Raw genomic sequence first — 21,788 nt, 5'->3', positions numbered from 1 at the left:
TCCCGCCCCTGACCATGCCACTGCTCAGGCCTCGGACCCGCTGCTCACTGCCGTACCATAGCTGCCGCAAGCCATTGATCCAAAGCACCCCGCGAGCCACAGCACACTCTTTTCTCGCGGCTTTATTGAGCGTAGGCGATACGCAATTTCTTCTGTTCCGGAAAGGGCAGCTAGTCGGCTGCCGGACCTAGGCAGCAGTGCACGGCGCGGACCGCTCGAAGATTCGGGAGGATTTCCTGGATACGACGAGATCATGGATGCCCTGGCCGACCGTTCACATCCGGACCACGCCGAACACTCGACTTGGGTGGCCGAAATATCCGGATCGGATGAGCCCTTTGATCCTGCCTTCCTGGACATCCCCGCCGTCAACAGCGCGCTGGCCGACCAGTTCTGAGCCCCAAAGTTTCTTGGGATAACACACCCTTGCTTGATGTCACGCGCAGCCCCTTTTTGAGCCTCTCCCCCGGCCAAGAAAACCGATCTCGGCTATTCCAACTGTGACGAGCAGCGCACTTCGAGACCTGACGCGCTCCAGGTCACCGAGCTGGCGGTCCAGTTGTCGGCGTCCCTCTTCTATGACTAAGTTCAGGTGGCCGTTTTGCGCCGCAGCCAAGCTGCCCTCGAAAGATTCAGGCTGTTGAAACAAGGGCGGAGTTGACCCTGGTCTGAACACGGCCGCACAATGCGAAAGATAGACACGCAACTCTCGTCGTAGAGCACTCAGACGTCCCCTCGTCGGGATGGTTCTCGCCCTCGCGGATGGTGACGCATATCGTGCGCCCGAGAGGGGTAGGAATTTGTTCAACGAACCGGTCTTTCGTCGTGGATAGCCGTGTCTGCAGCTGCTCTCCCGCCGGTCTGGCAAACGGCTGGCCTTCAGGTGACAATGAGTGCACCGGTTTCTGGGTGGTGATGGTGTCGTGTCTTTGATGATTGTGGTGGTCTGCACGCTGCTGCTGGTCATCGGCGCGGGGCTGGTCGTGACCTTTGGAAACCGTCCTGTACGCCCGCCGGCCGTCCTTGCCCGGCATGCGACCGGTTTGCAGACTCCTACTGGGCCGTTCCGCCGATATCTGTGGTGGGCGAACGTGGCGACTGTAGCCGCAATCGCGTCCGCGTTCCTGGTTGCGTGGCCCGGCGGACGGGTTGTAATGCGCATCCTGGCCCTCACGTCACCGGCGTCGGCGCAAGGAAGAGTTACCGAGGCTCAGGCGATCGTGGGCATTCCCACGGTCGAGGGCACGCTGGCTTTGTTGATCTTCGCGGGCCTCCCGGCGGGCTTCGCAGCAGCATTCGGCTACGTGCTGATACGCCGGTGGCTGCCCGCCGGCCGGTGGGCGGGTCCGGCGCTGGGTGCAGTGCTTCTGCTGGGCTTCGGAGCTTCCGTGGATCCGCTGCGGCCGGAGAATGTTGACTTCGATATTGTCGAACCCGGGTGGCTGACGGTCGTCCTCTTCGCAGCCCTCGCCGTGTTTCACGGTGCGCTCGTCGTGGCAGTGGCAGGGGCGGTCAGTGACCGACTTCTCCCCTTGGACAGAACGACCTGGAAATCCTACCTGCCGCTGCTCGGGGCGGTCCTTTTACTCCCGGCGGGGCTCCTGCTCGGACTCGGCGCGCTGCTGGTGATGGCTTGGGCCAAGGTAGTCCCTGCCACCCGTTCGCGGCATCCGCGGGCCGCCCTCTGGACGGGGCGCGGCATGCTCCTTCTGGCGTCGCTGGCTTTGTTGCCGATGTTTGTTGGGGCGGTGACTTCGATCGCCTTACGGTGAACCGCTCCGGAACCGGGGGTGAGGGCGGCTGGCCGACGGCCGCGGGGCACGGTCCACGCCGGATCGTCTAAACGGCTCCCCGTCAGGAGTTTCCCGCTCCCCCGTGTACTGAGAGCGCTATACACGGAGGGTTACCCGTAACGTCGCTGTTGGCCGGCACCGCGGATACCCAGCCGCGTCCGGCCGCCGCTACTTTCAGCCGGCATGGCCCGTCGCCGCGATTACGCGGCGAAGCCCGTTCCCGAGTCGACTAGAGATACTTTTTTAGTGTTTTTTCGGTGGGTTTTTCGGTGCTTTCCGTTAGACTTGTGTGACTAAGTGGAAGGAGCGTGGTGTTTGTGAGTATCTCCATCGACGTGGGTGCCGCCCACGGTGGAACCGCGCGCCTGGGCATCCGGGAGATCGTCCGGCAGCTTAACAGCGCTCTCGGGGCGACGCTGGTAGCCGCACTCTCGGGCAGCAGGGACCCGAAGATCAGCTACCGTTGGGCCCGCACGGACGGGCCTGAGCCGCGGGCCGAGGCGCAGGCCCGGCTCCAGCTGGCGCACCGCGCCTGGACGGCAGTGGCAAGTGTAGAGGGTGAACACGTGGCCCGGTTGTGGTTTGTCGGTGCGAACCCCTGGCTCGGTGAGGTATCCCCGATTGAAGCGATCCGGGACATGCGCGCCAAGGACGTCATGGGCGCTGCTGCCGCGATGACCGAGGACAGGTTCTCCGCTTGACGCAGGTCTGCTCCGCCATGGGTCTGGCCTTCGTGGAGGGGCCGGTGATCGGCTACAGGATCGCCAAATCCTCCTACGGTCCGTTAAGCCCGTTGCCGCGCACGGCCGGCTCCGCCGACCGGTCCTCGTGGTCGCGTTTCGACACCCCGGGATCCACCGTGTATCTGGCCAGTGACAAGAGGACCGCCTACGCCGAGGCCCTGGCGATGGCGCGGGTGGTCAAGGGCTTCCGCAACGCCATTGCTTTTGCCGCCCGCCAGTTCGACGTGCCCGTGGAGGAAGCCCGGAGGATGATCCAGGACGACTGGACGAGGAGTGGAAACATGGTGCCGGGCTGGTTGCCGGCCAACTGGCGCGACGGACGCCTGATGTACAGCCTGCAGATCAATGGCCCCAAGCGCTGGGTCGATCTCACCGCCGCGGAATCGATCGCCGCCTTGAACCGCCACCTCGGCCAGCAGCTCGAGGACGCCTTCGGCATCGCCGACATCACGTTGGCGACACTGACCGGGGACGATCGCGAACCAACGACACACATGGCTGCGTGGCTGCGCGAACAAGTCCTGGACGACGGCAATTATGCAGCCGGCGTACGCGCGCATTCGAAGTATGGTGGCGGCGTGTGCTGGGCGTACTGGACGCGCCGCAGAGACGACAACCTCGGCGCCGACCCGGTCGATGTCCTGGACGAGGCAGAGATTCACCGCACCGACCCGGACCTGGACTATGTCCTTGCCATGTACGGACTGGAGTGCCGCTGAGGCGCCCATGAGGATAGCGAAGACCGACATCATTGCAGGGCTGCCCGCCGCGGATGCAAGATATTTCCTGCGCCGGGTCAGCCACGCGGACTTCGATGAGGAATGGGCGCGGTCCCTGCTGAATTCCCGCGGCGCCGCAGACCCCGGGTCCACTCTGACCAGATTCGAAGAGGACGGGTACATCGAACGGGCAGATCACTCCCCCGACGGGCTCTGGTGGATGACTACAACTCTGGGCAATGCTCTGGCCATGGCCAGCTTCGGTAAACCCATCACCCGGAAGACAGCCGACCGGCTGGTCGCTGAAATGCTCGACCGGGCCCGCGCCTACAACGCAGATCCCGGCAAGCCCAGCTACGTGAAGCTGCTGAGGCTCTTTGGAAGCTACCTCAACCTCTGGATTGATCCACTGGGAGATGTCGACGTGGAACTGGTCCTCGGCCGACGCGTGACCGACCCCAAGGAAGTCCTGCGTTACGTCACCGCCAGCGGCCGCTCGTTCCCCACCTATATCGACAAAATCCTGTGGCCACAGACCGAGGCGGTGCAGACCTGCGCAACCGCTCGGCTGCCATCAACATCACCACGGAGGACTTCGACCAGCTCACGGGAAACGTCGAAACGGTCTACTCCATCTCCGAGGACCCCGGTGCCGTCCCGCCGCCCCACCCTGAGCGGCTGGTCAATGGAATGTCTTGAGCGAACTCGCCCGAGCCCAATGCGGCCGTATGGACAGGCAGCCAGCTGGACCGCCGCTGGGACCTAGTAGTACTTAGTTAGGTTGGAGCTCGCGGTTGGCAGTAGGGGCAGTAGCCGGTCCGGACGGCGACGAGGTGTTGGAGCTCGCGGAGGATGCCGTAGAGACTCAGGCTGCCCCAGGCGCTTTTGGGCGTGTCAGGCGCAGCGTGGTGATGAAGAGGTGGGCGGCGGTGACGAGGGTGGCGTGGTGGTGCCAGCCCAGCCAGGTGCGGCCTTCGAAGTGGTCGAGGCCGAGACCGGTCTTCAGTTCGCGGTAGTCGTGCTCGATGCGCCACCGGATTTTGGCGATCCGGACGAGTTCCTTCAGCGGTGTCGTCTCCGGCAAGGTGGAGAGCCAGTAGTCGGTGGGCGCGGGTGCGCCTTTGGGCCATTCGGCGAGCAGCCACTCGGCGGGGAGGGAACCGTCCTCGGCGCGGGGGATATCGCGGTTGGCTGCCCGGACCCGCAGTGCGATGAACCTGGAGGTCATCGACGCGGGTTTGTTGCTGGTGGTGGACTTGGTGCCGTGCCGCCAGGTGACCTGATGTAGCTTCCGGCGGCCGGCGTCCATGACGAGGTCTTTGAGTGACTTTGGGGCGTCCAGGTATCGGCGCTGGTTTGAGCGGGGGCCTTTGCCGGCGTACTCGGCCACGCCGATGGCTGCGTCTTGGAGGTGCGCGGTCGTCGAGTGCTTGACGGCGACCATGTAGGGGATCGTTCGTTCGCTGAGCCCGGACCGGAACGCGGTGATCTCGCCATAGCCGGCGTCCCCGACCATGATCGGGGGCCGGTACCCCCAGGCGCCGAGTTCGTCGATCATTTCCAGCGCCATCGCCCACTTCGTACGATGGCGTTGCATCTCGGGGATCTGCGCCTTGGCCCGGCGGGCGGCGATCATTTCGGCGTGGGCGTTCGTGTCTGCGGACGTGTCATCCCAGGCTTCCGGCACATAGAGCCGCCAGTCCAGCGGGCAGGACGCCTGGTCGGTGGCCGCGTGGATGCTGACGGCGATCTGGCAGTTGCCGATCTTGCCCAGGGTGCCCGAATACTGCCGGGCAACGCACGGCGAGGAGCCGCCGTCCTTCTTGAAACCGGTATCGTCAACCACCCACGCGTCGGGGCCGATCACCTCGACGGCCTTGCGCACCAGGACCCGGCGGACCGGCTCGAGCTTCCACGGCGAGGACGAGACGAACTGCTGCAGCTGCTGGTAATCGACCCCGAGCCGGCCGCCCATCGGCTGCATCGATTTCCGCCGCCCGTCCAGCATCAGACCGTGCAGATACAGGTTCCCCTTGTTCCGCTGATCCTTACGCGGAAGCGACGCGAACACATCCTGAACGAACGCTTCCAGTTCCGCTTTGGTCTCGGCAAGCTCATCCGGTTTCATGCCTCGAAAATTAACAGGATCGGTCAGGGATTAAAAGCCGCCACGCCGACCTAACTAAGTACTACTAGGCCCCAGCGGAATGCTCGTCAACACGGCCAGGAGCCCCCTCGTGCACCAGCGTGCCCTCATCCGTGCCCTCGAAGAAGGCTGGATCCGTGGCGCTGCTGTCGACGTTTACGATCAGGAACCCTTACCGGTGGGCCATCCAGTTCGGGCCGCCCCGAATACCCTCCTGACACCGCACCTGGGGTACGTCACGCACGAGAGCTACACGCAGTTCTACGGCGGAGCCCTCGAGGACGTCCAAGCATGGCTGGCGGGTGTCCCCGTCCGTCAATTGACGAGCCAGGAGTAAGGCCCGTTAATCGCGAAGGGCCGACGGCGGGAGGTCCCGCCGTCGGCCCTTCGCTGCCGCCTCAACAGCGACACCCAACCTGCGTGCTAGTGCCAGAGCCCCAGGGCGAACTCCGCGATGACTGTGGAGAGCAGGAAGGACGCGGTGATGGCGACCAGGCCCACGGGGATGATTTTCCATCCGATGGTCTTCAGCAACGGGATGTCCTTGCCCAGAGAGAGGCCCGCGAGCGTCAGCATGACAGTGGCGATGGACAGGAAGTCGACGGACTTGATGACCGTGGTGAGAGCTTCGGCGCCGAAGAACCAGGGGCTGGAGATGTAGGCGCCGATGGTGGTGATGTAGACGATCGCCGAAATTTTCTTGGTGACCTTCGCCAGCGCGATGCTGACCAGGACCAGGGCGAGCATGATTGAGTACCCACCGACGATCGTCAGGCTGAACCCCTTGGCCGCCACCGAGGCCGTGCCGATGCCCAGGACCGTGAGGACTGACAGGGACAGCCACAACGGTAGCCTGATGGGTGCCGAGGATTCGGCGACCTGTTCGCGGAACCGGCGGTTTTCTTCGGCCTGGGCCTCGTCGCGCTCAACGTCCGCCCGGCCGCGCTCCGCGGTGGTACCTGCGGCGGCGGCCGCGGTTTCGCGGGTCTGCTTGCGGGTGAGGACCTTGTAGAAACGGTCCGCGAGCGGCAGGGCGATGTAGATTCCGACGTAGACGCCAAGGATGGTGGTGATCAGGTTGGACACTGCCGCCATGCCGAGGATGGCTTCCTGGTCCGCCGGGTAGGCCGCGATGATGCTGGCCGAGGCTGCCGCCATCATGGAGCCGGACCCCACGCCGGCACCCATGGCCAGGGCCAGGGGGTCGAAGATCTTCCAGTTGGCCACAAGCGAGGTGAGCAGCGTGATGAACACGGCGCCAAAGAGGGTTCCGAAAACGTACATGGCCAGCACGCCCCGGTACTGGTCCGAATCGGGACCGTACTTTTCGGAGACCATGGCGAAGGACGGTTCGCGGTCCAGGGAGAACGTGGCCCCTACCGTTGCCTTGCCCATCCGGAGCAGGACAGCCAGCGGGAGGGCCAGCGCGATGGTGCCCAGCAGGTGGCCCACTTCCTGCAAAAGCAGGGCGGGCCCGGCCTTGATCAGGCTGGGGAGGCTGGGGCCGATGTTGAACGCCAGCCTGGCCACCAGGAGCAGAACGGCCACGCCCACCAGGGCGGCCGCGATCCGTTGCAAGTCCAGGCCCAGCGGCTTGAACTTCTGGATGGAGACCAAAAGCCCAAGGATGAGGCCCCAGACCATGGGGAAGATGACGATTGCGCCGATTCCGAGGTCAATCTTGGCCTGGCCGATCAGCTGGACGGCTACGGCAATGACAAAGGCCAAGGCGGCGACCGGCAGTGTCATCCGGGCACCAGCTTTGTCTATCCGCGCGTTTGGGGTGCTGGTACTCATGAGGTGCCTTCCTGGGTGAAAGTACGACGGCGGTATGCCGCTTTGATGAAGCGTGCTCGTTCGGTGGGGGTTGAGGCTGCTGCGGCGACGGTCCAGGCCAGCGCGGTGGCTGCCTCGAACATCACCCCGTACGCCTCCGGGGAGTCTGCAAGCGCGGCGAACGCGTGGGAGTGGATGGGCACGTCCGCACCGGGAATGCTCAGCCAGGGATGCAGGGACGGGATGACCTGGGAGATGTTGCCCATGTCGGTTGAGCCGCCGCTGAGGCCGGCCGAGGGCGAGGTGTCCTTGCCGAACGCCTCCATTGCCTCGGTCCAGTGCGCGGCCAGTGCGTTGTCCTGGAGCAGGGGTTCGTAGAGGGGTTCCGTTGCCTCGATGGCCAGCGTGGTGCCGGTGGCGAGGGCGGCTCCTTCGAAGCAGCGGCGCACGCGGTCCAGCAGGGCCTCGTATTCCGGAAGGGTGAAGGCCCGGCACTCAAACTGGACCACGGCCCGTTCCGGAATGATGTTGGTGACGTGCCCGGCCTCGGCCACGTACATGGCTACGCGGTGGTCGCCGGGGATCTGCTGGCGCAGCAGCCCGACGGCCACCTGGCTCAGCACGGCCGCGTCCGCCGCGTTGACGCCCTGGTGCGGGGCTGCTGCTGCGTGCGCGGCCTTCCCAGTGAACGTCGCCTTGTACCGGCCTACGGCCTGGGCGCTGGTGCCCGCGGGGTTGTAGGTCAGGCCGTCCTGGACGGGATGGACCATCAGGGCCAGGCCGACGCCGTCGAACGCTCCCCGTTCCAGCAGGAGGGCCTTGCCGCCGCCGTGCTCCTCGGCGGGCGTTCCGATCGCCTTCAGCGTGATGCCCAGCTGGTCCACGAAGGGCTGCAGGGCAAGGGCCGCGGCGACGGAGGCGCCCGCAATGAGGTTGTGCCCGCACGCGTGCCCGATTTCGGGGAGCGCATCGTATTCCACGCACAGGGCCACCGTCAGGTCGCCGTTGCCGGCACTCGCGGTGAAGGCTGTGGGCAGGCCGCCCGTGCCGCGTTCAACCTCGAAGCCGCCGACGGCCAGCAGTGCCGCTGCCGCTTCGGCCGAGCGGACCTCCTCGAAGGAAACCTCCTTGGTGGCGTGGATGTCCCGCGCCAGGGCCAGGACCTGCGGTTTCCAGTCCTCGACGCCGTCAGCGAGGGCGGCGCGCAGGGTCGCCATAGCGGCGGTTGTGTCTGTCAGTTCCATGAGTATCTGCCTGCTCTAGTAGAAAGCTTTGGTAGGACGCTTCGGTGGGGCGCTTTAGTAGGAAAGCGACGGAAAGGGCGAGCCGGCTGCGCGCGTGGGCACCCAGATGGCCTTCGTCTGGGTGTACTCGTCCAGGACGCCGGGACCGGAGGAACGGCCGTGGCCGGAATCGCCGAAGCCGCCGAACGGGACTGCCACGTGGATGGTCTTGTAGGAGTTGATCCAAAACGTGCCGGCCTTCACCTCGCGGGCAATGTGATGGGCGCGGGAGACATCGGAGGTCCACACGGCTCCGGCTAGTACTACAGTCGCGTTTATGGGGTGTGCCCGCGGGCCTTGTAATGACAGTATCGTGCACGCTGCTGGTGTTTCCGCCGCCAGATCGAATGCCCCAGGATCCGGTCCGGGTGGAGTGTCCGGTACCAGATCAGCCGGACCAGCAGGCGCCTGATCTCGGGCAGGGAGAGCCGGATCAGTTCCCCGTCGCCGGCGGCAGGGCCCCTTTTTTAGAGCGGATGACGGTCAGGAAGGCGTGGGCGAGCATGGAGAGGGTGATGTGGCGGTACCAGCCGGCGTATTGCCGAACCTGGTAGTGGTCCAGCCCGGTTTCACCCTTGGAGGTCTGGAAGGTTTCCTCGATCGCCCAGCGGGCGCCGGCGATGCTCACCAGCTCGGCCAGCGAGACCCGGTTTGGGCCGTGGCAGATGTAGTAGGCCAGGTTGGTGGGGTCCTTCAGGGAGCGGCGGGCCAGCAGCCAGTGTTCCCCGGTTTCGGCGGGTCCGTTGATGCGGGTCCGCGCCCAGGAGTAACGGCGGTCGCCCTTGGTTCCGGCCCCGGCGGTCCGGGTCCGCCAGGCAGTGCCGCGCAGGGAAGCGATGAGTTTATCGGCGCGCCATTGTTCGCCGATCCCGGCGGTGGGGGCGATGATGTTTTGGTTCATGGGAACGGCCAGCACGTAGTGCAGGCCCTTGGCTTCCAGTCGGCGGCGCAGCCCCGTGTGCTGCCCGTAGACCGCGTCGCCGGTGGCCCAGCGGGCCGGTATCCCGGCCGCGAGGGCCCGGTCAATCATGTCCGCGGCCAGCACCGGTTTCGTGGCGAATTCCCGGTCTTTGGGAACCCCTTGTGTTTCGTCAACTTTAAGTAGGCCATTTCGGCGCTAAGGATTAGGCCACCGCGGCACGTTTTTAGTCCATTTCAGCAGTTGGCTATTTCATGAGGGCGTTCTTGACCCGGTAGGACTCTCCGCGGAATTGCAGGAGGCGTCCGTGGTGGACCAAGCGGTCGATGACAGCGGCGGCCATGTTGTCATCTCCGAACACCGTTCCCCAGCGGGAAAACTCCAGGTTGGTGGTGATGATGAGGCTGCGTTTTTCATACCCGTCCGCGATCACCTGGAACAACAGCCGGGCCCCTTCGGTGTCGATCGGCAGGTAGCCCAGTTCGTCAATCTATGCGGACATCCGCATAGATCGACCTATGCCGAGCCCGCGACTATGCCGAGGCTGCCGCCGGCCCGGGCTGGTGTGCGGGGACCCTGCGACTTGCGGCTCGGCATAGTTACAGGCTCTCGAGGAACGCGAGGATCTTGTCTGTTGGGTGGTATCGGCCAGGGCTCGCGGATGTTGGGGCGGTGAGAGCGAGGGCTTTCTCCTTAATGGTGATGTCGGCATGGACGTACGCGTCGGTGGACCGGACTCCGGCGTGGCCGAGCCAGAGGGCGATCACCGACGTGTCGACCCCGGCTTGAAGCAAGGTCATCGCGCAGCTGTGACGAAACACGTGAGGGTGGATTTTCTTGCCCGATAGCGATGGACATGTTCGGGCAGCGGTCGCCGCGTGTGTGCTGACCCGCAGCGCGACGGCATCGCGGGAGAGCCGCCGCCCGGTCCGGGTCGGGAACACTGGTTCGTGTGGTTTTCCGGCTCGTTCTGCCAGCCAGGAACGCAGCAGTCCCTCGACGGGAGTGGCGAGTGGAACTGCGCGTTGTTTGCGTCCTTTGCCTTCGCAGCGGACGTTCGCGCCGGTGCCCAGCATGACATCGGCGCAGTTCAGACCCGTGAGCTCGGAAACCCGCAGCCCGGTCTGGATGGCGAGGAGTATCAGTGCCCTGTCGCGCCGGCCCTCCCATCTGGACTGATCCGGGGCCGCGACGATGGCGTCGATCTCGGGCGGGGTCAGGAACGTCACGATGCGCTTGTCGAACCGTTTCGGCGGGATGGCGAGAACACGCTGGATCAGCAGCGCATGCTCCGGATGACGCAACGCGGCGTAGGCGAACAGTGAGCGGATTGCTGTCAGACGAACATTCTGCGGCCTTGAACCCGTTAATGAAGTCCTCAGCGGATCCTCCGCCGGCGGACCACTGCCGCCAATATTCGATGGCAAGGTCCCTCAAGGCAGCCTCTGTAGTTTCCGGCGCCTTCTGCGGCTGGTCCCCGCTCAGCTTGACGTAGGCATCCGTAACGGGGAAGGAAGACTCGATGGCTTTCAAAGCCGTATCAAGGGCAAGCAACTGCTCAGCGTTGAGCTGATCCACGAGGTTTTCCACGAGAGGATGATCCCGGTTGATCTGGTAGTAGAACCCCTCTCTGCTGCTCAACCCCAGCCAGGTGCGCATCACGCCCCGCCGTGCATCTTCAGCGACGCCTTTATGCCGGAAGGCGCGTTCACTCGGCTGGATGATGCGGTCGATGACCTGTTTCAAAGCCTGTCGAATCGCAGGCGGAGGACTGGCTGCGGACTTCTTGATGTCCAAGGCCCACAGGTGGTCCAAGGTGTTGGGAATGTCCACCTGTACCCGGGCGAGCTTCCCCAGCTCACCTCTCGGAATCAACCGGAACCATGTTCCCCAGATCACCAGACGCTTGGCCCGGTAAATATAGAATCCTTGGTTGTCCCTCAGCGGACCGTTGATCTGGGCCTGGCTCCGTTCTTTGGCAGACATTTTGTTGATGAACGGCAGGGTGTACGGCCGAAAGGTAATCGCCCCGCCCTCGACACGGATCCGTTCCCGGTGCCCTGGCTGGGTAGCCCTGTTGCGACTGAGAAACGGGTCCGCTGGTTCGATTCTGTCTAGGTTCAGACTGATGCTGATTTTCTGCCCATCTTCACCTTCAAGGAACCGGTGATAGACAAGGGCAAGATGCTCCTTGGTAGCAGCCATCCTGGCCGTAAAATCTTCAGTGAACCTAGCGTGGTCGGGGTCCGAAATGTCGATCTCTTCCCACAGCACAACGGTCCCCGACACTTTGTCGTCGAGATAGCGGGCATGTGGCAACCCGACGAGATCATCGTCGGAAAGGATAAACAGCTGCCACTGGCCGGATTCGGCGAGACGGTCAAGATTCCATTGGACGCCGACCAGGTTTCCATTCTGCTTACTTATCAGTGTCAGGACTCGGCACTGTGAGAGAGATGCTGTCTTCAGGCCAAGACCGAACCGTCCAAGATCGCCGGCGTCTCTGGCGGACGTGGAGTTCCGGCCAGCAAGTTTCATCGCGTGACGCACCGCGGCGGCGTCCATGCCAAACCCGTTATCGCTGATCGATACGTAGGTGTTGCCCGGTTCTGCGCTGAAGCTGATGTCGACTGCTGTCGCTTCTGCCGTGATCGAGTTATCGATGACATCCGCGATCGCCGTCTTCAGTGAATACCCCACAGCCCTCATGGATTCCATGAGCTGCGGCCCCGGCGGCACAACTTCAAATTCCAATGCTTCCCCCAATTTCAGACACTTCGTAAAACATATAGCAGAGCAGCGACATCCACCGGTTTTGGACCAAGGAAATGTCGACAACGGCCTTTCCGACACCAAATAGGGGCCGCAAGACAAGCACTCAAACTGATGGGGCCGTGGCCGGCGCCGCGTTCCGCCCAGCTTTGATACCGGGAACGGGTTCTGACCAAAAATATCGGACCAAGCCGCCGCTTTGCGTTGTGGATTTGATCGCTATTTGGCGGCGTTCTGTGATCGCTTGATGTCGTCCCCGCGCCCGTAAGCCGATCCTTCACCGGGCGTTTGCTTTCGCCAAGACTTCAGGCGAGAGCAGGGCACCGGCCGTGAGAATCTGCATGCCTCCTAGGATCCATTCGTCCCGGTTACCACGCCTTACGCATGGGCGCTCGACTCGATGGCTGCGGCGAATCTCCTTAGTCTTCTTCGGTCTCTTCGTCTTCGTTCGACTCCGTCTCTTCGTCCGAGGACGGCTCGGTTGCTCTCGCCAAGTACGGCAACCCACTGACGTCGTACTTGGGCATAGACGCAGCGAGCTGCTGAGCCAAGTTCACGCTGGGCAAGAGCCCTGCAATGTCGAGCTTGGGCATGGCGGCGGCCATCTGCTGAGCCAGGTTCGCGGTGCCCATGAGGCCAGCGATGTCGTACTTGGGCATGGCGGCGGCCATCTGCTGAGCCAGGTTCGCGGTGCCCATGAGGCCAGCGATGTCGTACTTGGGCATGGCGGCGGCCATCTGCTGAGCCAGGTTCGCGGTGCCCATGAAGCCAGCGATGTCGAGCTTGGGCATGGCGGCGGCCATCTGCTGAGCCAGGTAACTTCCAGCTGCAGAAGACTGCGCAGACAAATTGGCGAGGCTTCGCCGAGCCACGTCTGCCGCCTTTCCTTTGAGTCTCTTTAGAGCCTCCGCGCACCCCTCGTCAGCCATGTCAGGCATCGAGGGCTCTCCAGGCGTGAGGAGAGTTGGCGTCTGGTCCTCTTCGCTTGCCGAGAAGAGGACTTTCACCTCCCATACACAGGCGATGCTCTGTGTGTCGTTGCCGTCGGTCACAACCCCGTACAGCAGCCACCGCGCCTTGGCCGTATACCAGACGTCCCCCTCGATCTCATGGCCGACGACGTCCGTGACGCCAAGGAGTTCTGCTTCGGGCGGGGTCATCCATGAACGCCACTGCACCACACCATCAGTGACGCCCATGCCTACGAAACCCGTGGGCGAGGTGAGAATCTCGACAGCTGTCTGAGCCAGCCGAGACTGTATCGGAACTGATCGGAGCAGGTCTCCTGCAGCAGTTTCCGCCTCCTTACCAGAGACTTCCTTGGTGAACTGGGAGACCACCTGGTCGAAATCCGCAAGATGCGTGAGCCTGTCCTCAAGGCCGCGGACGTCCTCATCCATCGGATAGGGATAGGCGGTCCCATCTCCGAAGTCGTTGGTATTGCTTGTAACGAAGCAGACGTGCTCTTCGGGGTTTTCCTTGAGAAATTCCAGGATGGAGAACCAGATGGCCACATCCCGTGCACCCTCAGAATGGTCCTTATTACGCTTCGCCGGCGGAAGCGACATTGCTTCGCGAGCCAAGGCCCTGCGTGCGGTGTCACCACTCATGTCGATCACTTCGAAGATCTCGCGGTAAGCATCTCGCCAGTGGTTCAGGAGGCGTTCCAAATCAAGTGGTTCCAGGGAACTCTCCAGCTCCCACGGAAGCATTTCCCTTAGCTTCTGCAGGACGGTTACTGCTGACTTATGCCTGTCTGGGTAGAACGCCGCCTGATGCGCAGCCATCTCTTCCAAAACCATCCACGGCACGGCAATCCTATGGTGCCCGGACTCCCGCAGCTTCCGGATGATGTCGGCCCGGGGGCCGTTGGGCGGCAGAAGATTCACGGCATTCGTATCGAAGAGGATCAAATCCAAGCCTCCGTCTCACTCAAGCGCCCTGGGTCTGATGGAGACTCGCGCTGTTTAATTACCACCAGCTGATTGCGGTCGGCTTGGCCCAGCATAGAACGCCTATTTGAACTCAGCGGACGGGAATCGCCGATTTAGCAGTGGAGGCGCTAGGTGTTGTGCCATAGAACCATCCGAGGGTCGCGAGCTCGAGGTCCACGACCGTCTTCCACAGGCCAGGCGAACTGAGCGGTCGGAACGTTTGATGGGAAAGAACTTCTAGCGCTCCGTGGACCCTCCGTGATCACTGAGGATCTCATTCCCCAAGCTTGGCGATGCTGCCCGTAAGCCGGTCGATCACCGTGCTGCGGGAGCCTGCTGACATGTTGTCATTTTCAGTACCCGTCTGCACGGCGGGCAGCGTGTTTCCGGGGTTGTGCAGGCGGGTGTTGAGCGGTGGGTTGTCCGTACTCGTCTGCACGGAACGTCCGTTTGCGCAGTACACGCCTGCATGATTCGACCGCGGCGTTCTATTTGGGTTCTGGTTGAAGGTATTGGTAGACGGTTTGGCGGCTGATCCCGAATTCTCGTGCGAGTGAGGCTTTCGCTTCGCCGGCGGCGGCGCGCCGAATGAGCGCGGCCGCCTGCTCGGCGTTCAGCATCTTGCCCCTGCCTTTGTAGACGCCGGCCTTCTTGGCCAGGGTGATGCCCTCGCGTTGCCGTTCTCGGATGAGGGCTCGTTCGAACTCGGCGAAGGCGCCCATGACGGAAAGCAGGAATGTGGCCATCGCGGTGTCGTCTCCGGTGAAGGTCAGGTTTTCCTTCACGAATACGACCTTGACCTTCTTGTCGTTGAGTCGCCGGACGATGGCGCGGAGGTCGTCGAGATTCCGGGCCAGGCGATCCATTGAATGCACCAGGACGGTGTCGCCGTCGCGGGCGAAGTCGATCAAGGCTTCCAGCTGTGGACGGTTCTGGTCTTTCCCGGATGCCTGGTCGGTGAAAACCCGGTCGAGCTGCTCGCCGTCAAGTTGCCGGATCGTGTTCTGGTCCAATGTGCTGACCCGCACGTAACCGAAAGTTTGACCAGTCATTGTTCCCATCCGCCCAAATAATGTCAGGTCAACTCTAAGAGCCTGCCACTCATGTGTCAAGAAATGTTGATTCGGACCTCAGGTTGACACGTATTCATTGGGGTCGCGCTACATCGGGTTTACGTCTGTTTGGGGTGTGCCCCAACCTGACGAACGCCGCGCCCGTGACGATTGAGACCATCTAGGGGCATCTAGGGGTGAATCTTCTATATCTGTCAAGCTGCGATTGGGATCGCTTCAGTAGCAGCGTGGAGTGCATTCAGGGCGCGGTAAAGATGGCGGGCCAGGTACCGCTTGAGGCACCGCCTGATCTAGCGTGTGCTCTTGCCTTCAGATTTCCTGCGTTCCATGTAGGCACGGGTAGCGGGATCATGGACCGTTCTAACGACCGTGGCCAAATGTAGGGCTCTGTTCAGACGTCTGTCACCGCCGCGATTTAGCCTGTGCCGAGTGGTGTTTCCCGAGGATGCGGGAATCGGGTTTACTCCAGCGAGAGCGGCGAAAGCGGCCTCAGAACGCACCCGGCCCAAATGCGACCACGCTGTGTAAACAACTGCGGCCGTGACAGGACCAATACCCCTCTCCTCGAGCAAGGGAGCGGCAGGGCTGGCTTCGAGGAGCTCGGTGGTACGGGCGTGGTTTTCCTTGAGCTCGGAATCAAGCACGGTGATGCGCTTGGCGAGCCGGAGAGCCTCAGCCCGTGCAGTGGCAGCGGCGATGGGCTCATCTCGAACGCGCCAATGGGAGATCTCAGTGATCTTGGTATCAGGAAGCGGCCTGCGTGCGTCGACGCCAAGATCGACAGTGCGCAAGAGGGCAGTGAGGGCTTTGACCTTCGCCGTGCGCTCGATCGTCATCTGCTCCCGCGCTGAGACCAAGACTCGCAGTGCAGCACGGACGCCATCGTTGTGTCGGGGATTGCGCAGCTGGGATTGTTCGAGCACGAGAACTGACGCGGCGATCGCGGCAGCGTCCAACGGATCGGATTTCCCTGCCCCGCGACGTGCTGATGCGTAGGCCCTGACCCTGGGTGCTTCCACCACGCGGTATCCAGTCCGCGCGACCGTGCCGGCGAGCAGTGCCCCGTAGCTTCCGGTCCCTTCGATGGCCCAGAGGGCTTCAAGGTCGCCTCCAGTGCGGCGGGATGCCCAGGCGATCGCACGGGTTCTGCCCGCGTGGGTGTTGGGGAACGCTTCGGTTCCCAAATGTGCGCCGTTGGCGGCAAGCACGGCATAGGTATGGGTGCGGGCGTGGTTATCCACGCCGATAACGAACGGGTAGAAATGTGCGACGGTACTCATCATGGCCGAGGGTTCCTTTCTCATTACCGGCAGATGCTTTGGCCGCGGTGCGGCCAGCGTCAGCCCGTGGGAAGGTCACGCCGAGGCAGTCCTGTGATGAGCCACAACCCGCGTACGGAGATGGTGAACCCCGGCGGTCCTTGGAGCTGCTATTTGGACGGCAGCGCTGGCTTCTTCAGGGCCAGATTGATGATTTCCTGGATGTATGGGGCGACTACCTGTTGGCTGACATGCAGGTCAGCTAGGAAGGTCCCGGTCGCACCTTGATCAATCCACTGCTCTAATTGATCGAGGTCTCCGGGTGTTTTGATGCAGGCGGATTGGGCGCCCATACCTCGCGCGACAGCGGCGAAGTCGATCTGTTCGATATGCATGATTGCTTCCGAGATACCCTGGGAGCCGTACTGATGAACTTCAGCACCGTAGGCCGCGTCATTGAAGACCAGAACGACGGCGGACTCTGCCGTGCGTATTAGCGAGTCCAGGTCAGGCAGGCCCATCAGTCCGCCACCGTCGCCCGTGACTACTACGATCGTGTCTTCTGGACGGGTGATTGCAGCACCAGCGACAACACCACCACCTCCACCGGACTGACCGTCGAATGCGTCCTGGACACCGGCGAATACCCCACCGGCCTCAAATACGCCACCCGGGACATCGAGGCCCTGCCACTCACCCGCCATGAATTCCATCCAGAATGGAACTACGCCATCAAGCCATCCGACACGCCATAAAAACCTGTGTTATTCACCTTGACAAATTCCGAGGCGGCTTTGCCCGTACAGTGCTGAGTGGGGACAAGCTCATGACCTAAGGAGGGTGCGATGCGTGTGACATCAGATTCACAAGGAGGGTCGGTGGCGACCAGCAAGGACGTGGCCCGCTTGGCCGGTGTCTCACAAAGCACCGTGTCGTATGTGATGAGTGGTGCGCGATCCATCTCCGAAGCAACCCGAACCCGCGTCGAGAACGCGATGAAGGAATTGTCGTATCAACCGAACGCGAGCGCTCGCGCTCTCGCGAGCAGACGCACCAACGTGCTGGGCCTTGTCCTGCAGTTGGGGGACGACACGGCAATACCCAGCACCCTGCCGTTCATCAGGACAATCACCCGGGAAGCTCGGCGTCAGGACTACGACGTCGTCCTGGTCACAGGGGACGAAGGCCCTCGCGGTCTCGAGCGCCTCGCCGGCCACGCCATCGTTGACGGCATGATTCTCATGGACATCACCTCTCGGGACCCGCGCGTCGATCTCGTCAAGTCGCTCGATATTCCCGTCGTGCTAATCGGCATGCCCGATCGGCCGATGGGTCTCTACTGCGTCGACATCGACGGCGAGCTGGCTGGGCGACTCGCGGTGCAGGAATTGGCCGAGTCGGGCTGCAGCAGGGTGGTTCTGGCAGGGGAGACTCCGAGCACCGACATCCAGAACCTGTCGAACCACGTCCGCCGATTCGAGTCGGGCGCTCTGCAGGTGGCGGCCGAGCGTGATCTCGACCTGGAAATCGCGAACTTCTCCTGTCGTCGGGCATCCGACCTAGACGCCATTCGCGAGCAGGTCCGCCTTTGGCGGGACGGCAGGGTGGGCGTCGTCGCGCGCGTCCCCGGAGCCATCGATGTCATCCTGCAGTCGTTTCTCGCAGAGGACATCGCACCGGGAACTGAAGTGCCATTGGTCGGTCTGTGCACCGACGACTACGCGTTGAGCACGCGGGTTGCCGTCACCAACGTGTCACCCGAGCCCTCTGAAATAGCGCGCCTGGCGAGCGATGTGTTGTTCTCGCTGCTCAAGGGTCAGTCCAACGAGCCCGCGGTCCAACTGGTCCGTCCCCGATTGGCTAGGCGCTCGACGAGCGGCATCTTCCGCTGAACAATCGGTGACGCCCCCACCCCCTCACACCTGAATGGGATGTGGGCAGTCCTGCGCTGAACGGCGATCAGGTTGACGAGGGTTGCGCGGTGCTGAGATGCCCCAACGCCCGTGGCCTGGCTCTCGTGGTGCTCGGAAGTCCATCCTGGCTTGGGCCGGCACCACCGGCATATACTTTCGATGCGCATCGACTACCATGGGCAAGCTAGGTCAAGTTGAGGATGACGCCAATCCCGGACCGCTCTTGTGTTGGAAATCGTTACCGGCTGAGCAAGACCGAGGCAAGGCGAAACGTTCAGGGGGATCGGTGGATGGAAGCGTCCAAGGCCCGCCAGCCCGGCGGCTACGACCGGAATCGCAGGCAAGCAACCCCCCTGCTGTGGCCAGGGGAGCGAAAGGATGAGGCAATGAGCAATCAACCGGTGGAGTCGCGACCCAACTTCGTGGTGATCCTCACCGACGACCAAGGCCGGTGGGCGATGCCCCACCGCATGCCTGAGCTGGTGATGCCCCACATGGAAAGGTTTCTGGAGGAGTCGCTGGAACTAGATCGGATGTACTGCGCTTCCCCGGTCTGTTCTCCGTCGCGGGCATCGATGATGACGGGTCGGATGCCGTCGGCGCACGGTGTACATGACTGGCTGATCGGGGGGCGCCATCCCGACGCGCACCCCGATCGGTATTTGGAAGGTCAGCCGACCACCCCCGAGGTGCTCGACGACGCCGGTTACCAGTGCGCGATGAGCGGGAAGTGGCACGTCGGGCATTCGCAGGAGCCGGCCCCGGGGTTCGAGTTCTGGTTCGCGCACCGCTATGGCGGTGGCCCGTATTATGGGGCGCCGATCTGGCGGGATGGGCAACCGGCAACTGAGCCGGCGTATTTCACCGACGCGGTGGCCGAAAACGCGTTGGACTTCCTTGCGACGCGCGATCGTCGGCGACCGTTCTATCTGCAGGTGAACTTCACCGCACCGCACGACCCGTGGATCGACAACCACCCGCAGGAGTTGGTGGATCTGTATGCCGACACTGACTTCCCGTCGGTGCCGCGCGAGCAGCCACACCCTTGGGTGGAGCCCCGCAAGGCGGATTTCGCCGATGCCTTCGCGGACCCGCACCCGCACCTCGCTGGTTACTGCGCGTCGCTGACGGCCGTGGACCGTTCGTTGGGCCGCATCCGTTCATTGCTGCAGGAAGAGGGTGTCAGTGGCGACACGGTGGTGGTGTCCCTCTCCGACAACGGTTTCAGCTGCGGTCACCATGGCATCTGGGGGAAGGGCAACGGGACATACCCGCTGAACTTCTGGGAAAATTCCGTGCGGGTGCCGTGCGTGGTCCACGTGCCGGCGGCGCCACGGGAACCAGCGACGCGCTGCTGTCGAGCGTTTCCCTGCACCACACTGTCTGTGACTTGGCAGGGATTGAAGTTCCCGACGATAGGTGGGGTGCGGGTGCCTCCTTTGCCAACGTCTTGCGGGGCGGGGGCCCCGATGGTGAGGACTTCGTGGTCGTCGCCAGTGAGTACGGCCGGGCGCGGATGATCACCGACAAACGGCGCAAGCTCATCGAACGCTTCGACGGTCCAGGTGAGTTCTATGACCTTCAGCGGGATCCAGAGGAGCGGGACAACCTCTTCGACGACCCGTCCGTGACTGATGATCAACAGTTGCTGTCGACGGAGTTGAAGCGACGCTTCAACGACCACACCCGACCAGGCGCTTCCGGCTGGGCACTCCCCGTATCCGGCGCCGGACAAATTCAGCCCACGACCCGTGGACTGCCGGATGAGCGCTCTTACGCCCAACTGGGGCCGCTCAGCTCGGATCCGCCCCTAGCATCAGGGAGAAAGTGGTGGGAAACGATGCCGGACTCCTGAAGTCGATCACCCCGAGTTCACCCGGGTGCACAGTCGGCCGCCAGGCAACTACTAACGCTCGCGGCCGAGCGTCCACCCTGCCTGAGTGGAGCCGACCGCCGTCGTGTCGGCGGCAGGTTATCGTGCGAGATTTTTGCGTGACTTGCCGCCGGGCTTGACTTTCACAGGGGCGGCGTGGGACTATTTTGTGCCACAGTCGATACGCATCGACAACGGATCAACTGAGGCGGAAGATCCAAGGACGACACCACCCCCCTCTTCGGGCAGGCGTCGGATCCCCACCTCTTCTGGCTCAGCCGAACCGAGGCGCCAACAATCGTTGCAAGGGAGCGACAGATGAAACTTTCCCGGCTTTCCAGGCTGGCGGCTACCGCTGTGGCCATCGCACTCGCGGCCTCCATGTCCGCCTGCTCAGGCGGTGGCGGTGGGGATGGCGGGGATCAGATCGAACTCACCTTCATGCCCTACCAGGGCATGAAGGTGGTCGGCCCCATCATCGAAAAGTTCGAGGCAGAAAACCCGAATATCAAGATCAAGGCGAGCGACGCCTCAGAGCAATACGCCGAGACTCTACAGACGCGTATCACTGGCGGTCAGACGCCCGATATCTTCCAGATTGTTTCGGCGAACCGCAACAGCATTCTTGGCGGCGAGCTCGCCGTGGACCTTTCTGGCACCGACTTCATCAAAACAGTGGATCCCGCCTTCCTCGCGGACTACACCGTGGGTGAAAAGGTCTACGCCATCACGTTCACCGCATGGATGGGTACCCTCATCTACAACAAGGACCTGGTGGAGCAAGCTGGATTCACAGAATTCCCCTCCACCATCGAGGAGTACGTCAAGCTCGGCAAAGCCCTGCAGGACAACAAAGTGGTTCCGTTCCTCGAGGACCAGTCCATCCCCTCGGGGTCCTTGATCGCTTTGCTCGCCAGCGGCCAAGTTGGCGAGGGCGAAAAGATGAGCGACTTCTCTATCAACGCCAAGCCCGAGGCTGCGACCTTCTCTGACGCGTGGACGCCGGCGCTGGAGGACTGGTCCAAGATCGTTGATTCGGAGATGCTGCCTGACGCCACCCTCGGCATCGACGCCGAGGGCATCAAGGCAGCCTTCCTGACCGGGCAGACCGCGATCTTCCGCAGCGGCAACTGGGACTTGAAGGATTTGCAAGACTCCGGTGTCAACTTCGCCGTTGCCCCGTTCCCGGCCGCGTCCAACGGGGTGCCCTTCATCAACGGTGGCGGAGACCCGCCTTACGCCATCTCGTCGAAGTCATCCACTGAGAAGCAGGAAGCTGCGACGAAGTTCCTTTCCTACCTCGCCGGAGAAGAGGGCGTGAGCCTTCTCGTCAAGGGCCAAGGTGCGTCATCGATCTCGGAGAACTTCACGTCCGACCCGGGCGAAGAGTTCCGCGATGTGTATAAGAAGTACCTGCGCACCGGCCGGTCCTACTGGATCGAATGGAGCCAGAACTCAGCGATCATGGTCGACACCATGACCACGCAGCAACAGCTCATGATCCAAGGAAAAGCATCGCCAGCGGAATTCACAAAAGCGATGGATGCGGCCTTCAAGAAGTAGGCCCCTGGGGGCGGCGGACTCA

At 62.9% G+C, this 21,788-nt stretch carries 18 protein-coding genes and 7 pseudogenes; 12 read left to right on the top strand and 13 right to left on the bottom strand.

The annotated features are described in order from the left end of the window. Positions 1–61: 61 nt before the first annotated feature. From ACVWZ8_RS22905 to ACVWZ8_RS22885, 5 genes are all read left to right on the top strand, one after another. Positions 62–397 (top strand): IS1096 element passenger TnpR family protein, encoded by a 336-nt coding sequence (locus ACVWZ8_RS22905; protein ID WP_456506153.1) that lies wholly within the window; start codon positions 62–64, stop codon positions 395–397. Between the two features lie 526 nt (positions 398–923). Next, positions 924–1,772 (top strand): hypothetical protein, encoded by an 849-nt coding sequence (locus ACVWZ8_RS22900; RefSeq protein ID WP_456506110.1) that lies wholly within the window; start codon positions 924–926, stop codon positions 1,770–1,772. A 338-nt stretch (positions 1,773–2,110) separates the two neighbouring features. Next, positions 2,111–2,494 (top strand): hypothetical protein, encoded by a 384-nt coding sequence (locus ACVWZ8_RS22895; protein WP_456506109.1) that lies wholly within the window; start codon positions 2,111–2,113, stop codon positions 2,492–2,494. Continuing rightward, positions 2,491–3,255, top strand: coding sequence for a hypothetical protein (locus ACVWZ8_RS22890; RefSeq protein ID WP_456506108.1), 765 nt, complete (start codon positions 2,491–2,493; stop codon positions 3,253–3,255). The genes ACVWZ8_RS22895 and ACVWZ8_RS22890 overlap by 4 nt, the downstream gene beginning before the upstream one ends. Positions 3,256–3,262: 7 nt before the next feature. Next, positions 3,263–4,021, top strand: a complete 759-nt coding sequence (locus tag ACVWZ8_RS22885; protein ID WP_456506107.1) for a hypothetical protein — start codon at positions 3,263–3,265, stop codon at positions 4,019–4,021. Between the two features lie 99 nt (positions 4,022–4,120). Here the strand turns inward: ACVWZ8_RS22885 and ACVWZ8_RS22880 are convergent, their stop codons facing one another. Beyond that, complete coding sequence (locus ACVWZ8_RS22880) at positions 4,121–5,383, bottom strand: IS701 family transposase (RefSeq protein WP_456504078.1); 1,263 nt, start codon at positions 5,381–5,383, stop codon at positions 4,121–4,123. 61 nt (positions 5,384–5,444) lie between these two features. Here ACVWZ8_RS22880 and ACVWZ8_RS22875 point away from each other — a divergent pair. Continuing rightward, a pseudogene (locus ACVWZ8_RS22875) lies at positions 5,445–5,738 on the top strand (NAD(P)-dependent oxidoreductase); the annotation flags it as partial. A gap of 86 nt (positions 5,739–5,824) precedes the next feature. On the opposite strand, the gene ACVWZ8_RS22870 reads toward ACVWZ8_RS22875, so the two are convergent. The 6 genes and pseudogenes from ACVWZ8_RS22870 to ACVWZ8_RS22845 form a co-directional block, all read right to left on the bottom strand. Then, complete coding sequence (locus ACVWZ8_RS22870; protein WP_456506106.1) at positions 5,825–7,198, bottom strand: DUF3100 domain-containing protein; 1,374 nt, start codon at positions 7,196–7,198, stop codon at positions 5,825–5,827. Continuing rightward, a complete protein-coding gene (locus ACVWZ8_RS22865; protein ID WP_456506105.1) occupies positions 7,195–8,421 on the bottom strand; it encodes an amidohydrolase in 1,227 nt (408 codons plus the stop codon). The genes ACVWZ8_RS22870 and ACVWZ8_RS22865 overlap by 4 nt, the downstream gene beginning before the upstream one ends. 54 nt (positions 8,422–8,475) lie before the next feature. Beyond that, positions 8,476–8,739: an aldehyde dehydrogenase family protein gene (locus ACVWZ8_RS22860; RefSeq protein WP_456506152.1), complete on the bottom strand. Its 264-nt coding sequence runs from the start codon at positions 8,737–8,739 to the stop codon at positions 8,476–8,478. 154 nt (positions 8,740–8,893) lie between these two features. Further along, positions 8,894–9,550: pseudogene (locus ACVWZ8_RS22855) on the bottom strand (IS701 family transposase); the annotation flags it as partial. 76 nt (positions 9,551–9,626) lie between these two features. Further along, positions 9,627–9,869: pseudogene (locus ACVWZ8_RS22850) on the bottom strand (ATP-binding protein); the annotation flags it as partial. Positions 9,870–9,978: 109 nt separating this feature from the next. Beyond that, the gene (locus ACVWZ8_RS22845; RefSeq protein WP_456506104.1) at positions 9,979–10,806 is read right to left on the bottom strand and encodes a tyrosine-type recombinase/integrase; all 828 of its coding nucleotides are present in this window, start codon (positions 10,804–10,806) and stop codon (positions 9,979–9,981) included. Between the two features lie 739 nt (positions 10,807–11,545). Between ACVWZ8_RS22845 and ACVWZ8_RS22840 the strand changes: the two genes are divergently transcribed. Beyond that, positions 11,546–11,830: a hypothetical protein gene (locus ACVWZ8_RS22840; RefSeq protein ID WP_456506103.1), complete on the top strand. Its 285-nt coding sequence runs from the start codon at positions 11,546–11,548 to the stop codon at positions 11,828–11,830. On the opposite strand, the pseudogene ACVWZ8_RS22835 reads toward ACVWZ8_RS22840, so the two are convergent. The 6 genes and pseudogenes from ACVWZ8_RS22835 to ACVWZ8_RS22810 all read right to left on the bottom strand — a co-directional run. Next, positions 11,774–12,088 (bottom strand): annotated as a pseudogene (locus tag ACVWZ8_RS22835) (ATP-binding protein); the annotation flags it as partial. The gene ACVWZ8_RS22840 and the pseudogene ACVWZ8_RS22835 overlap by 57 nt on opposite strands. Before the next feature lie 482 nt (positions 12,089–12,570). Further along, entirely contained in the window at positions 12,571–14,064 is a 1,494-nt protein-coding gene (locus tag ACVWZ8_RS22830; RefSeq protein WP_456506102.1) for a PIN domain-containing protein, read from the bottom strand. A gap of 295 nt (positions 14,065–14,359) precedes the next feature. After that, positions 14,360–14,524, bottom strand: a complete 165-nt coding sequence (locus tag ACVWZ8_RS22825) for a hypothetical protein (RefSeq protein ID WP_456506101.1) — start codon at positions 14,522–14,524, stop codon at positions 14,360–14,362. A 49-nt stretch (positions 14,525–14,573) separates the two neighbouring features. Next, positions 14,574–15,137 (bottom strand): recombinase family protein, encoded by a 564-nt coding sequence (locus ACVWZ8_RS22820; protein WP_456506100.1) that lies wholly within the window; start codon positions 15,135–15,137, stop codon positions 14,574–14,576. A gap of 215 nt (positions 15,138–15,352) precedes the next feature. Continuing rightward, positions 15,353–16,438 (bottom strand): annotated as a pseudogene (locus ACVWZ8_RS22815) (IS110 family RNA-guided transposase). A gap of 149 nt (positions 16,439–16,587) precedes the next feature. Further along, positions 16,588–17,019, bottom strand: a pseudogene (locus tag ACVWZ8_RS22810) (thiamine pyrophosphate-dependent enzyme); the annotation flags it as partial. A 9-nt stretch (positions 17,020–17,028) separates the two neighbouring features. Here ACVWZ8_RS22810 and ACVWZ8_RS22805 point away from each other — a divergent pair. The 5 genes and pseudogenes from ACVWZ8_RS22805 (at position 17,029) to ACVWZ8_RS22785 (ending at position 21,766) form a co-directional block, all read left to right on the top strand. Beyond that, entirely contained in the window at positions 17,029–17,172 is a 144-nt protein-coding gene (locus ACVWZ8_RS22805) for an ISAzo13-like element transposase-related protein (RefSeq protein ID WP_456506151.1), read from the top strand. Between the two features lie 123 nt (positions 17,173–17,295). Beyond that, the gene (locus ACVWZ8_RS22800; protein ID WP_456506099.1) at positions 17,296–18,309 is read left to right on the top strand and encodes a LacI family DNA-binding transcriptional regulator; all 1,014 of its coding nucleotides are present in this window, start codon (positions 17,296–17,298) and stop codon (positions 18,307–18,309) included. 221 nt (positions 18,310–18,530) lie between these two features. Beyond that, positions 18,531–19,655, top strand: a pseudogene (locus ACVWZ8_RS22795) (sulfatase-like hydrolase/transferase); the annotation flags it as partial. After that, entirely contained in the window at positions 19,637–20,185 is a 549-nt protein-coding gene (locus ACVWZ8_RS22790; RefSeq protein ID WP_456506098.1) for a sulfatase/phosphatase domain-containing protein, read from the top strand. The pseudogene ACVWZ8_RS22795 and the gene ACVWZ8_RS22790, both read left to right, overlap by 19 nt. 336 nt (positions 20,186–20,521) lie before the next feature. After that, positions 20,522–21,766: an ABC transporter substrate-binding protein gene (locus ACVWZ8_RS22785; RefSeq protein ID WP_456506097.1), complete on the top strand. Its 1,245-nt coding sequence runs from the start codon at positions 20,522–20,524 to the stop codon at positions 21,764–21,766. The last annotated feature ends 22 nt before the right edge of the window (positions 21,767–21,788 follow it).

The sequence above is a fragment of the Arthrobacter sp. UYCu723 genome (assembly GCF_054059215.1).
Note: the sequence above shows the minus strand (reverse complement) of the source record. Positions and strands in the feature narration are given on the sequence as shown.